Origin of the sequence: Rhizobium sp. SG_E_25_P2 (assembly GCF_029892285.1) — a bacterium.
In the GTDB taxonomy this organism is placed as follows: domain Bacteria; phylum Pseudomonadota; class Alphaproteobacteria; order Rhizobiales; family Rhizobiaceae; genus Rhizobium_E.
On record NZ_JARXVM010000005.1, the window covers coordinates 110,912 to 124,413 of the forward strand.

The following is a 13,502-nucleotide window of genomic DNA, read 5'->3' on the forward strand; positions in this document are numbered from 1 at the left end:
ATCGCCGTTCGTCTCGCGACGGCTGCGACACTGCCGATGTATTGGATCCAGTGTCGCATCGGGGAATTAAGGACGGACTAACGCTTGCTGGCCGCAGCCCTATAAATCAGGGGAGGGAGCGCTTTTGCGCCAAAATGGATCGACGCGCCGAGCGACGCGTCGATCTCCGCCGATCAGGCCGCGCGTCTTGCGTGGTTGCCTTGGCTTGCCAGTCGGAACTGCTGGACGAGGCCCATGAGGTTGTCGGCTTCGTCGGCGAGCTGGCGGGTGGCGGCGTTGGTTTCCTCCACCATGGCGGCGTTGCGCTGGGTCATCTGGTCCATCGAATTGACCGAGGAATTGACCTCCGCCAGCGCGTTGGACTGGTCGCGGCTCGCCATGGCGATGGTTTCGACCCGTTCCGACACCGTGACGATCTTGTGCGAGATCTCGGCCAGCACCTTGCCGGTCTGCTGCACCAGCCGCGAACCGGAAGAGACTTCCGCGCTCGACTTGCCGATCAGGTCCTTGATCTGCTGGGCGGCGCCCGCCGAACGCTGGGCCAGTTCGCGCACTTCCTGGGCGACGACGGCAAAACCCTTGCCGGCTTCACCGGCGCGGGCCGCCTCGATGCCGGCGTTGAGCGCGAGCAGATTGGTCTGGAAGGCGATGTCGTCGATCACGTCGATGATCTGCACGATCTGGTTGGAGGCGTCCTCGATGCGGCCCATGGCGGTGATCGCCGAGGCGACGATCGTGGAGGAGGCGTCTGCGCTTTTCTTAGTTTCGCCGACGATATGGTTGGCTTCTTCGGCGCGTTCGGCCGAGGATTTGACCGTGACCGTGATCTCTTCGACGGCTGCGGCGGTCTGTTCGAGCGCTGCGGCCTGCTGTTCGGTGCGCTTGGCGAGATCGTCGGCTGCGGCGCTCATTTCGCCGGCGTTGCGCTGGATCATTTCGGTGTTTTCGCGGATCTGCGCCATCGTGTCCTGCAGCTTGGAGAGCGAGGAGTTGAAGTCGGCGCGCAGCGTCTCCAACTTGCCGAAGAACGGCGTCTCGATGGTCTGGGAAATGTCGCCCTGGGCGAGACGGCCGAGACCGGCGGCGAGCGCGTTGACGGCGAAGTCGATCTGACGATCGATATCGAGCTTTTCAGCGTCGTTGCGGCGACGTTCGTCGTCGGCGGCGGCGCGTTCGGCGTCGGACCGCTGTTCGATTTCGATCTTGGACAGCGCATTCTGCTTGAAGACGCCGAGCGCGCGGGCCATTTCGCCGATTTCGTCGATGCGGGCTTCGCCATTGATCTTGGTGTCGAGCACGCCTTCGGCGAGCTTGCGCATGGCCGAGGTGATCTGGCCGATCGGGCCCTTGAAGGTCATGACCAGGCCGATGCCGGCGAAGATGGCGATGAGGATGCCGGTGATGGTGGCGCCGACCGAGATGGAGTTGGCGCTGTCGCGCTCCTTGCCGGCGCTCTGCTTCTGCAGTTCGGCAAACGCCGTCAGCTGCTTCCAGATTGCGTCGATGTCGGAGGCGGCGGCGGTGAAAGCGGCGACGCGGCTCTTGTTGATGTCGAGCAACGATTTTGCGTCAGTCTCCAGCGTTTTCAGCGCGGGCGTATAGTTGATTTCCAGACTGTCGGCGATCGACGAGCCCTTGGCGCTCATCGCGAGGGTCGCCAGGCTGGTTTTGAGACGCGTGATCATCGGTTTCAGCGTCGACAGATTGGCGTCGGTCGGCGCCGTCATGAAACGGGCGACCTCGGTCTCCATCAGGAAGGTCGCCTCGACCACGGCCCGGCTGTCGCGCACCACGGATTGGGCTGCTTTCATTTCCGTCTTGAGCGCGGCGAAGCGTTCGGTCGCCAGCTTCATCTTTTGCTGAGCGGCAAGACCGATGAAGATGTTGACTTGACGCAGGGCGTTGAGCTTGGTCATGAGCCGGGCGGCGGCTTCGTCGCTGACGACGTTTTCAGTCAGCACCGCCTCGACCGCCTTCACGCTTTCGTCGAGTTTTCTGACCGCCACCGCGTTCGGGTCGCCGATCAGCGCCCCGAGTCGATATTTCAGCGCCTTCAATTCGCGCATGCTGGACTGCACAAAGGCAATTTTGTCCGCTGCGGTGAGTTTGGATATCGCGCCTTTGGCGACATCGTTGACCAGGGCTGCGCCAGCGGTGATCTGCGCCGCGTCGTCGATCATGGTCTTGGCTTCGTCGTCTTCCTTCGCGGTTTTTTCCTGCAGCGAGGTCGCCGACGTGTTCAATTCGAGCTTGCCAAAGCCGATATTGGCGATCTCGTCGTTCAACACCTTCTCAACCTCGGACTCACGGGTGTGAAGCGTTTTCAGCTCGTCGATCTGCGGACGCACCTTCTGCATGGAGGCGATGACCGAGCCGAGTTCGGTTTTGCCGGTGTCGCCTGCGGCCATGCTGGAATGCATGTCGTTGAGCAGATCGTCCTGACGCTGGAGAGTGTCGACCGCAGCGGCATAGTTTTCGTCGCTGGCTTTGTCGAGAAACACGTTCATGGCTGCGGTCAGGTCACGGAATCCGCTGAGCGCCTGAAGAACGCGATTTGAGACTTCCATCCTGTTCTGGAGCAATCCGGAAGCGTAAAGGCCGGTCAGGCCCACGGCTGAGATCGCAGCCACGAAGGGAAGGATGAAAATAAGGACCTTTGTCTGGATACGGAACCGCGAAAGCAAAGCATCGATATTCATTATCTTGAACCTTTGGAGCGTTTGGCCGCCTGCATGGTCGCTGGAGCGCAACCCTTCATGCATGCGCCTGAACTTTCAGTGTTATTAATCCATAACTGGTGCTGACATTTACATTCAGGTATTAAAGGATGCCTAATGCAGGACTTGTATCTTTAAATAAAACGCCAAAAATTCCTATTTTAGAACATTGTGATGCGTAAGAAAATGGCGAGACTCGGGGGAGTCTCGCCATGAAAATCCAGGGGGCTGACGTCTATGCGGCGTATTTCGAGGCCGTGACGTCGCTTTTTGATGATTTCCGAATATTGAACTTTTCGATCATCGTCATCAACTGATCCGCCTCTTCTGCGAGGTGCTGCGTCGCGGCGTTGGTCTCCTCGACCATGGCGGCGTTTTGTTGGGTCATCTGATCCATCGCGGTCACCGACGCGTTGATTTCCTGCAGCGACGAGGATTGTTCGCGGGCGACGCCGGAGATCACCTGCACATGTCCGGCGATGTCGACGATCTGCCTGGAGATCTCGATCAGCGCTTCCCCGGTCTGTTCGACGAAATGAGAGCCGGTCGAGACTTCCTGTGCGGAATTGGTGATCAGGTCGCCGATTTCCTTGGCGGCCTTGGCGGATCGTTGCGCCAGCTCGCGCACTTCCTGGGCGACGACCGCAAAGCCTTTGCCGGCTTCGCCGGCGCGCGCCGCCTCGACGCCCGCATTGAGCGCAAGCAGATTGGTCTGGAAAGCGATGGAATCGATCACATCGATGATCTGGCTGATCTTGTCGGATGCGTCGCGAATGCGTGTCATGGACGAGACGGCGTTCTGCACCACGGGAGCGGAACTGTCTGCGGTCGTCCGGGCAAGACCGATCACCCGGGAGGCTTCGTCGACGCGCGCTGCCGAGCCCTTCACATTCTGGGTGATTTCCTGCACGGCGGCGGCGGTCTCCTCAAGTGACGCCGCCTGTTGTTCGGTTCGGCGCGACAGATCGTCGATGGCGCCGGACATCATCCGCGTGTTGGCGTGGATGGCGCGCGTGGCGCCTTGAATTCCGCCCAGCGTTTCGCCCATGCGCTCGACCGACAGGTTGAAGTCGCGCCGAAGCGTCTCCAGCCGCCCCTCTAGAGCGATGTCGATGCGACAGTCCAGATCGCCTTGAGCCAGTCGACCCAGCGCTCCGGCGAGCAATTCCACGGCTCGGTTGACTTTCTCGTCTTCGGATCGCTTTTGCTGGTCCGCCTGCTCCTGGATCTGCACCATCAGGTCGGCATTCGCCATCGCTTCGGCTTCTAGTTTCGTCTTTTCAGCGATGCCGGCGCGAAAGACGTCGATGGTGCGGGCGACGCGCCCGAATTCATCGATCTTGTCGAGATAGGGCACGGATGTGTTGAGGGCGCCCCGCGCGACCTGGTCGATGCAATTCGCCAGGCTGGACAATGGAGCGACGATGCGGCGGGCGGCGATATAAGCGGCGAGACCGAACACCGCAACGGCGCCGCAGCCGACGGCGATCGCGAGCCAGGCGAGATATTGCATCCGCGCTTCATAGACATCCATGGGAATGCCGATGAACAGCACGCCGATGGTTTGGCCGCCGCTGTTCTTGACGGGAACGTACCCGGTCATGAAGCTTTTTCCGAATAAGGTTGCCGGACCGAAATAAGCCGCGCCGTTTGCAAGGGCGCCTTGCGCCGGGTGATCTGCGGCGAGTTTCGTGCCGACCGCCCGTTTGCCGTCTTTCTTCACATTGGTGGAAACCCGTACATAGTCCGAACCTTGACGTTCGAATATGGTGGCCACACCGGAAATGGCTGCCGCCACACGGTCGACCAGGGCGAAGTCCGGCTTGACGGAAACTTTTTCCGCTTGCAGGCCCGTCAGTTCTCCCTGGCGCATTTCGACTTTCGCGCCGGGTTGGTCCAGTTCGTAAAACTGGCTGAAGATACGCGCCGCATCCCGTGAATCCGCAACCGCGTCGTCGAGGACAAACGAACGCAGACTGACATTCATCGCCAGCGAAATCACCGCTGCGGTTAAAACAACCGCGAAGACGCAAAGCGCGGCCAATCTGTTGGCGGCGGAGGAACGAAGGAAATGCAGCATGGTGCGGGCCCCAGATTGATAAATAACAAATTAGAATTTGAATCAAAATTTTAAAATACTATAAATTTTACGGGGATTCTGCTTGATAAATGAAAAAAGCGCGGCAAATGCCGCGCTTTCATGGGGGCGTTGACCTGCGTCAGGCCGCGCGTCTTGCGTGGTTGCCTTGGCTTGCCAGTCGGAACTGCTGGACGAGGCCCATGAGGTTGTCGGCTTCGTCGGCGAGTTGGCGGGTGGCGGCGTTGGTTTCCTCCACCATGGCGGCGTTGCGCTGGGTCATCTGGTCCATCGAATTGACCGAGGAATTGACCTCCGCCAGCGCGTTGGACTGGTCGCGGCTCGCCATGGCGATGGTTTCGACCCGTTCCGACACCGTGACGATCTTGTGCGAGATCTCGGCCAGCACCTTGCCGGTCTGCTGCACCAGCCGCGAACCGGAAGAAACTTCCGCACTCGACTTGCCGATCAGGTCCTTGATCTGCTGGGCGGCGCCCGCCGAACGCTGGGCCAGTTCGCGCACTTCCTGGGCGACGACGGCGAAACCCTTGCCGGCTTCGCCGGCGCGGGCCGCCTCGATGCCGGCGTTGAGCGCGAGCAGATTGGTCTGGAAGGCGATGTCGTCGATCACGTCGATGATCTGCACGATCTGGTTGGAGGCGTCCTCGATGCGGCCCATGGCGTCGATGGCCGAAGCGACGATCGTGGAGGAGGCGTCTGCGCTCTTCTTGGTCTCGCCGACGATATGGTTGGCTTCCTCGGCGCGCTCGGCCGAGGATTTGACCGTGACCGTGATCTCTTCGACGGCGGCGGCGGTCTGTTCGAGCGCTGCGGCCTGCTGTTCGGTGCGCTTGGCGAGATCGTCGGCTGCGGCGCTCATTTCGCCCGCGTTGCGCTGGATCATCTCGGTGTTTTCGCGGATCTGCGCCATCGTGTCCTGCAGCTTGGAGAGCGAGGAGTTGAAGTCGGCGCGCAGCGTCTCCAACTTGCCGAAGAACGGCGTCTCGATGGTCTGGGAGATGTCGCCCTGGGCGAGACGGCCGAGACCGGCGGCGAGCGCGTTGACGGCGAAGTCGATCTGGCGGTCGATGTCGAGCTTTTCAGCGTCGTTCCTGCGACGTTCGTCTTCGGCGGCGGCGCGTTCGGCGTCGGACCGCTGTTCGATCTCGATCTTGGACAGCGCATTCTGCTTGAAGACGCCGAGCGCGCGGGCCATTTCGCCGATTTCGTCGATGCGGGCTTCGCCATTGATCTTGGTGTCGAGCACGCCTTCGGCAAGCTTGCGCATGGCCGAGGTGATCTGGCCGATCGGGCCCTTGAAGGTCATGACCAGGCCGATGCCGGCGAATATGGCGATGAGGATGCCGGTGATGGTGGCGCCGACCGAGATGGAATTGGCGCTGTCGCGCTCCTTGCCGGCGCTCTGCTTCTGCAGTTCGGCAAACGCCGTCAGCTGCTTCCAGATTGCGTCGATGTCGGAGGCTGCGGCAGTGAACTGGCCCATGCGCTCGTCGGTTACCGTCACCAGCGACGTGCTGTCTTCGTCCATTTTGGCGATTGCCGGCAGCAGCGAAGTTTCGAGTTTCTTGAAGAAATCGAGGTCATGGGCAGAACCGGACAACGCCACCATGGCGGTCTTGACGATGTCGAATTCCTTCTTGAGCCGCGAGAGATTGTCCGCCGTCGGCGCCATCATGAAGCGGGCGAGTTCGATCTGGATGGAGTAGCCGGAGCTTACGACCTTGCGGCTGTCGCCGAGCACGCCCTCCGCCTTGACCAGCGGTTGGTCGAGTTCGGCGAATTTCAGCGTTGCTTCCTTCATCTTCTGCGATGCGGCGAGGCCGAGATAGACGGAAATCTGGCGGAAGCTCGACAGCTTGGTCGCCATCTTGGCGGCGAGGTCATCCGAAGCGGTTGTCGCCGAGGAGAGCGTGGCGAGGTCCGTAACGGCCGTTTCGAGCGATTGTGACACAGCCTTGTTCTTGGCCGGCAGGGCGGCGCGGAGGATCCGGGCGCGCTTCTTCAGCTCGCCGAGGCTGTTCTGCACAAACTTCAATTTTTCATCAGAGCTTTTAAGGCGCACATATTTGCTGGCGAGTTCGCTGAGGAACGCCGCAGACGTGGTGATGCGTTCGGCTTCACGCAGCTTGGATTTCGCGGCGCTTTCATCGGTGCGCACGGCTTTCTGCAATTCGGTTGCCGATTCGCTCAGTTTCATCTGCGAGCCGACGATGACGTTCTCGCCGTCATGGATCGCCTTGCGAAGCGTCTCTTCTCTTTCGTGCAGCGCCCACAGGCCATCGAAACGCTCAATCACGCCATTGATGGACTTGGTCGCTTCGGCCAGATCGCTCCAACCTTCCGCCGTTTCGTCGAGCTGGGAGAGCATTCCGTTGAGCAGGTCGCGCTGCTCCACCAGTTTGTTCTTCACTGTATCGCGCAGTTCCGGCGTCGTCTCGTCGAGGAACTTGTTCATCGTATCCGATACGTCGCGGAAGCCGCTTAGGCTTTGCAGAACGCTGTTGGAAATTTCCATCCGTCCCTGGAGCAGGCCCGATGCATATAGGCCGGTCAGGCCAACGGCGGTGATGCTCACCACGAACGGAAGGATGAAAATCAGAACTTTGGTTTGAATTTTGAACCGTGACAACATGCGGTCGATATTCATAAGTGCTCCTCGCCAAGGCCTATGACCGGGGCGTCGGTCTCGCCAGGCGACAAAGCTTCGCACAGGCCGGTTCCGGCGCCGTCACGTCGCAGTCATTGCGGAAGTGGTTCACGGTCAATCGACATCATCGTCGACCCCGCAAGTATGTTCTGCTCTTCTTAAAATTGACTTACTTATAGAAACTTATCGTCAAGCCTGTTTGACAGGCTGGCGCCGAGGACAGAGTCCATGGCTGCCGCCACAGGTGGTTAAGCCCTGCGGCGGCGATAGATGGTCGGTAGCTGGTTCAGCTCAGGAAAAGGCTAATTCCATAAAGCGTGGCGAAACTCGCCGACAGCGTGGCGATCCAGAACAGTCGGGCGCCGGTCTCCGCCTTCTCGGCTTTCGCGATGGCGATTGCGCGCCGGCGACGTGGAAATTCTGCCATTCTCAACCCCTACCAATGAGCTGCGTCGATTAGACTACGATCCGCAGTCTTTCTCAAGAAAGAATTAAAGTTCCGAGTCGGCTCAAGGTTCGGTTAAAACTTTGCCCAAAAAGTGGCTGCCCCCTCGCCAATTGCGCGGGAAAAGGTATGATCGTCTTATCCCAAACCTCAAACCGGTGGATCATGGCCGCAAGGAAAACGAATACAAAGACCGTCAAAGCTCAAACCGTTGTTCCTCCAAAGCCATCGCCTTCTCTCTCCCGCGCCCGTGGTGTCTCAACTTGGAAGGAAGCAGCGGAGTGGCTGCGGGCCAGGGGAATTGAGGACATCGAATGCATCACGCCAGATCTCGCCGGCGTTGCCCGCGGCAAGATGATGCCGACCTCGAAATTTACGTCCAATACCTCGCTTGCACTGCCGTCCGCGATTTTCCGTCATACGATTTCAGGCGAATATCCGGATGAAACCGAAGAGTTCCGCTATGATTCGCGCGACAGCGACATCAAGCTGGTGCCGGATCTTTCGACCCTTTCGGTTGTGCCGTGGGAGACAGATCCCACCGCGCAGGTGATTTGCGACATCGTCGACACCGACGGCAAGGCGGTGCGCTATACGCCGCGCAATGTGCTCAAGCATGTGCTTGGTCTTTACAAGGAGCGCGGCTGGAAGCCGGTCGTGGCGCCGGAAATCGAATTCTACCTCGTCGCCAAGAATGATGACCCCGATTATCCGCTCAGGCCGCCGCAGGGCAGGTCTGGCCGCTCCATCCAGGGCGGGCAGGGCTATTCGATCGCCGGCATCAACGAGTTCGACGAACTGATCGACGACATTTACCATTTCTCTGCGGCCCAGGGTCTAGAGATCGACACGCTGATCCACGAAGAAGGTCCGGCGCAGCTTGAGATCAACCTGCGCCATGGCGATCCGATCGAGTTGGCGGACCAGGTGTTCCTGTTCAAGCGCACCATTCGCGAGGCGGCGTTGGGGCATGGCATTTACGCCACCTTCATGGCCAAGCCCATGCAGGGTCAGGCGGGTTCGGCCATGCACATCCACCAGTCGGTAGTCGACGCCAAGAGCGGCAAGAACATCTTCTCCAATCCGGATGGCTCTGCCTCCAAGGAGTTTTTCCACTTCATCGGCGGCATGCAGCAATATGTGCCCAAGACGCTGGTGATGATGGCGCCCTATGTGAATTCCTATCGCCGGCTGACGCCGGGCATGGCCGCGCCTGTCAACAATGCCTGGGGCAATGACAACCGCACGACGGCTTTCCGCGTGCCGGTGTCCGATGCCGCCGCCCGTCGCGTCGAAAACCGCCTTCCGAGTTCGGACGCCAATCCCTATCTGGCGCTGGCGGCTTCCCTTGCCGCAGGTTATCTCGGCATGATGAAGGGGCTTGAGCCGACGCCGCCATCTGATGGCACCGCCAATGAGGGCTCGGTGGAGCTGCCGCGCGGCCTTTTGGAAGGCGTGGCGCTGCTGGAAAACGAACCCGACCTGCGCGAAGTCTTCGGCGATGAATTCGTCGGCATGTATGCCGGCGTTAAGCGCGGCGAGTTCGAAACCTTCATGCAGGTGATCAGCCCCTGGGAGCGGGAATATCTGCTGTTGAACGTTTGATCCGTATCGTCGGTGATTGCAATTTGAAGGCCCGGCGCATCCCGCCGGGCCTTTTTGCCTTCAACCCCGTCGCAGCAGCCGCATCAGGAGGGAGCGCCGTGACCACGGCGTCTCCTGCGGCTCCGGCCAATGGTTGCGCTCGCGCATGAGCTGGCAATGACGGGCATAGAAATAGGCGGCCAACATCTCGTGCATGACGTGTCTCCTCGGTGTTCGCTGGTCGATCTCGATTGACGAGGCGTGCAGAATGTCATTCAATTTGAGATCTATGTATCATCAAGATCGCGATAGGTTTTTCAAAAATGAAAGACATTGATTGGGACGCCTATCAGATTTTCCTCACCGTCGCCCGCCATGGCGGTTTGACCGGAGCAGCTCAGGTCACAGGGTTAAGCGCTGCGACGATTGGCCGGAGGATCCTGCAATTGGAGGAACGGATCGGCCTTTCGCTGTTTCACCGCAGCCAGACGGGTTATGCGCTGACGGCGGAAGGGCAGACCTTGTTCGATGAATTGCTGCCCATGGAAGGCGTCGCCCGCCGCGTCGAGCAATGGCGTAACGAAAGCCGCGGCGCGGTCACCATTCGCATTGCGCTCGGTAGTTGGGTCGGCCTGTTCGTCGCGGAGAATATTCGCGCGCTGGTCACCGAACGCGACCAAATCAGGCTCGATCTGTCGATCGGCGAACAGCGGTCCCAGTTGACGCATCGTGAAAACCATATCGGCCTGCGCGCGCATGAGCCGGACGAGCCCAATCTCGCCGCCCGCTTCATCAGCGAAGTGGCTTATGCTCCGTATCGGCGTCGCAACGGCGCGGATTTTGATCGCTGGATCGCGGTCGACGAAGCTGAGGCGCATTCCGCTTATCTGCAATGGCCGCATCGTCAGAAATCCTCGGCGATCGTTGCGACGGTCAACCGGCCCCGCTCCTTGCTCGATCTCGTCAGGGCGGGCGCCGGGATCGCCGTGCTGCCCTGTTTCATCGGCGATCACGATTCGCAACTCGAGCGCGCCGGAGAAGAAATTGTTGCGCTTCGTCATCGCCAATGGCTGGCCACGCACAATGACGATCGGTCCCGGCGGGAAATCCGGCTTGTCGCCGATCGACTCGGTCGGTTGCTCAAGGCGCATGCGGATCTATTCGGCGGGCGGCGGACCAAATAAACGTCGAATTGACTGCTGGCGTGGAGCCTATGGTTAGCTTTAGAAAAAGTGCGGATATTGCAAGAAATGTGTCATCATGTGACAGATGGATGGACGCGGGAGCCCTCAGGAAACGCCGAAGGCGCATCTCCATGAATATTCCATGACATTTGCGTTTGTCCAATTTTCGTTAACCTGGATTTCAGCGAGGTCGGGGCTATTTCCCCTGGAATTTTAGGGGATGTCCGAGGGAGGCGGACGTCCCGGTCTGGGAAAAGCGCCATGTTTTGGATCGACCGCCTTTTGTCTCGTTTCAGTATCCGCACCAAAGTCCTGGTGTTGGTGCTGCCCTTTATCATCAGCATTTCCGCCGTCGGGCTTGTGGGCGTTCTCTCGTCCAGCCTGCTGCAGGACCGGATGTCGGTTGCAAGCAGCGCCACCGCGTCGCTGCGCGGCTTCAAGGACGTCTATGCGGCGATGATCGCCTTCCTCACCGACACCAGCGAAACGAGCCGGGCCGCTTTGCAGGCCAGATTGTCCGAACAGTCGCAAGCTCTTGAAAGCGCGCGGGGGCGGTTGCCGGCACAGGCCGAGGGCAGGTCGGATCTCGATGACGCCTATGCGCAGCTGTCCGCCATTCGCGCCCGTATGGATAGTCTCTGGGAGGTCCATGCGCGCGAGGAGGCGTTGGAAACGCAGCTGGATACGGCGATGTCGGTGGTGATATCCAGCCAAGGGGCCCTCCAGCAGGAGGCTGCAGGTTATGAGAAAACCGCCCGCGCGGCCGAACAGGACGCGCGTGAACAGTTGCGGCAGGCCGACAAGATCCTTGCCGCCACCGCGTTGGCCGCCACCCTTCACAAAAGTTTTGCTGCACGCCCCGACGATGCAGCAGGCTTGAAGGCGCTCACTGCCGGCCTCGACGAACTCAAGCTTCGCCACAAGCTCATGGCGCCGGCTTTGCCGAAAGCCGCAAAGGCGGCGGGCCGCGATTTTTCCAAGCGGCTCAAGGCAATTCGGGCGCTTCTCGAGGCCAAGCCGCGCGCGCTGGACACGGCTGCGAAAGCCGAGGTCGAACTCACGGGGCTGGCCGCCCTTTCGCCGATGCTCGACGCTGCCGCGACCGCCCGAATGAAAGACGTGTCCGCCACTTTTGCCGAACTCGAAGGGCAACTCGCCAAGGCGGAATTGGTCACTCATGACGCGCGGCTTGTGGTCGACGCCGCGTTTCTTGCCCGGATCGCCTATTCGAGCTTCATGCTCGACCGGTCCGACGCCAAGCGCGCAGCGCTCTCGGAGCAGGTCGATTTGTCCCGCAAGGCGATGTTCTCGCTGGAAGGAACCGCAGGGGATCTTGCTTTCGCCAAGCAGCAATCAGCGCTCCTGCTGCCTGCGCTCGATATGATCGACCGCGATAGCAGCGCCTTGATCGGCACCACTGCCGAGCGGGCAAAGTTGTTCGATGAGGCGGCCCAGGGCATCGACTCGGTCGGAAAGCGCCTGGCCGGCTTCGCTGAAAACCAGAAAAATGCTGCCGAACAGGAAGGCAGCGCCGCCAGCACCCTGTCCGTTGGGACCAGCCTCGCGGGTGTGGTGATCGCCATGCTTTCGGGGGCGGCGCTGGTCTACACACTGCGCGGGCCAATTTCGCTGATCACCTCCAGCATGCGCAAGGTCGCCGGCGGTGCGCTCGACACCGAAATCGCCGGTATGAACAGGCCCGACGAGATCGGCGACATGGCCCGCGCGCTCGACATTTTCAAATCCAACGCTTTGACCAAGCGGGAGCTTGAGCGCAGAAGCGTCGATGAGCAAGCCAGAGCCGAAGAAGAACGCCTCCGTCACGAAGCGGAAAGAGATCGCCGCAACGCCGAAATCGCAGATGCGGTCGAGGCGCTGGCGCGCGGACTGGATGCGTTGGCGCAGGGAAAGCTCAATATTGCGCTGAACAAGCCCTTCGCCGGTCAACTCGATAAACTACGGCTTGACTTTAATGCGTCCGTCGGAGGACTCCACGACACGCTGGTTGAGATCCGCGGGGTCTCTACCCAGATTCAGGAAAACGGAGCGCAGATGACCGACGGCGCCAAGGCGCTTGCGCTGCGCACCGAGCAGCAGGCGGCGTCGCTGGAGGAAACGGCCGCGGCGGTCGATGGCATCAACAGGACGGTGGCCCGCGCCGCCGAACAGGCTCTCGACGCCGATCGCACGGTCGGTTCGGCGCAGCGCACGGCGGAAAATTCGACCGTCGTCGTCGACAGCGCCACGCGGGCCATGCAGCGTATCCAGACGACGTCGGGAAAAATATCCAAGATTATCGACGTGATCGACGAGATCGCCTTCCAGATCAATCTACTGGCGTTGAATGCCGGCATCGAGGCGGCGCGAGCGGGAGACGCGGGGCGCGGCTTCGCCGTTGTCGCCCAGGAGGTGCGCGAACTCGCGCATCGTTCTTCGGTGGCGGCGAAGGAGATCTCCGAACTGATAGGAAATTCGACCCGGGAAGTTGAGGCCGGAGCCGACCTCGTCACTCAGACCGGGGCGGCTTTGATGGAGATCTCCGGGGCGATCGCCAGTTTCTCCGGACAGATCGGGGCTATCGCCGCATCGAGCCGCGAACAATCGACGTCGATCGCCGAAGTCAATGAAGCCGTCGGTCGACTGGATCAACTGACCCAGCGCAACGCCGCGATGGCCGAGGAAACCGAAGCCGCGACATTTGCGTTGTCCAGCGAAGCCGACCGGCTGATGGCGTTGGTGGCGCGCTTTGAACTGGAGCGTGCGGACGGGGCCGTCCGCCGCGCGGCGTGAGACGCAGAGCCTTCATATGGAAGCGCCGGGATCCCCT

Annotated in this window: 8 protein-coding genes; 3 read left to right on the forward strand and 5 right to left on the reverse strand. The window is 60.6% G+C overall.

The genetic code is table 11. From position 1 onward, the window contains the following. Positions 1 to 173 precede the first annotated feature (173 nt). The 4 genes from M2360_RS09385 to M2360_RS09400 form a co-directional block, all read right to left on the reverse strand. On the reverse strand, positions 174 to 2,699 hold the full coding sequence (locus M2360_RS09385; RefSeq protein ID WP_280774705.1) for a HAMP domain-containing methyl-accepting chemotaxis protein: 2,526 nt from the start codon (positions 2,697 to 2,699) through the stop codon (positions 174 to 176). A gap of 253 nt (positions 2,700 to 2,952) precedes the next feature. Next, a complete protein-coding gene (locus M2360_RS09390; RefSeq protein WP_280774706.1) occupies positions 2,953 to 4,797 on the reverse strand; it encodes a methyl-accepting chemotaxis protein in 1,845 nt (614 codons plus the stop codon). Between the two features lie 139 nt (positions 4,798 to 4,936). Then, positions 4,937 to 7,462 (reverse strand): methyl-accepting chemotaxis protein, encoded by a 2,526-nt coding sequence (locus tag M2360_RS09395; protein WP_280774707.1) that lies wholly within the window; start codon positions 7,460 to 7,462, stop codon positions 4,937 to 4,939. A gap of 286 nt (positions 7,463 to 7,748) precedes the next feature. Further along, on the reverse strand, positions 7,749 to 7,889 hold the full coding sequence (locus M2360_RS09400) for a hypothetical protein (RefSeq protein WP_280774708.1): 141 nt from the start codon (positions 7,887 to 7,889) through the stop codon (positions 7,749 to 7,751). A gap of 183 nt (positions 7,890 to 8,072) precedes the next feature. Between M2360_RS09400 and M2360_RS09405 the strand changes: the two genes are divergently transcribed. Continuing rightward, positions 8,073 to 9,512 carry a glutamine synthetase family protein gene (locus M2360_RS09405; RefSeq protein WP_280774926.1) on the forward strand — a complete coding sequence of 480 codons (1,440 nt, stop codon included), beginning with the start codon at positions 8,073 to 8,075 and terminating at the stop codon, positions 9,510 to 9,512. A gap of 60 nt (positions 9,513 to 9,572) precedes the next feature. Here M2360_RS09405 and M2360_RS09410 read toward each other — a convergent pair whose 3' ends face one another. Then, positions 9,573 to 9,707 (reverse strand): hypothetical protein, encoded by a 135-nt coding sequence (locus tag M2360_RS09410; protein ID WP_280774709.1) that lies wholly within the window; start codon positions 9,705 to 9,707, stop codon positions 9,573 to 9,575. A 107-nt stretch (positions 9,708 to 9,814) separates the two neighbouring features. On the opposite strand from M2360_RS09410, the gene M2360_RS09415 reads away from it, so the two are divergent. Continuing rightward, positions 9,815 to 10,675 (forward strand): LysR family transcriptional regulator, encoded by an 861-nt coding sequence (locus M2360_RS09415; protein ID WP_280774710.1) that lies wholly within the window; start codon positions 9,815 to 9,817, stop codon positions 10,673 to 10,675. 261 nt (positions 10,676 to 10,936) lie between these two features. After that, positions 10,937 to 13,465, forward strand: a complete 2,529-nt coding sequence (locus tag M2360_RS09420; protein WP_280774711.1) for a methyl-accepting chemotaxis protein — start codon at positions 10,937 to 10,939, stop codon at positions 13,463 to 13,465. Positions 13,466 to 13,502: the final 37 nt, after the last annotated feature.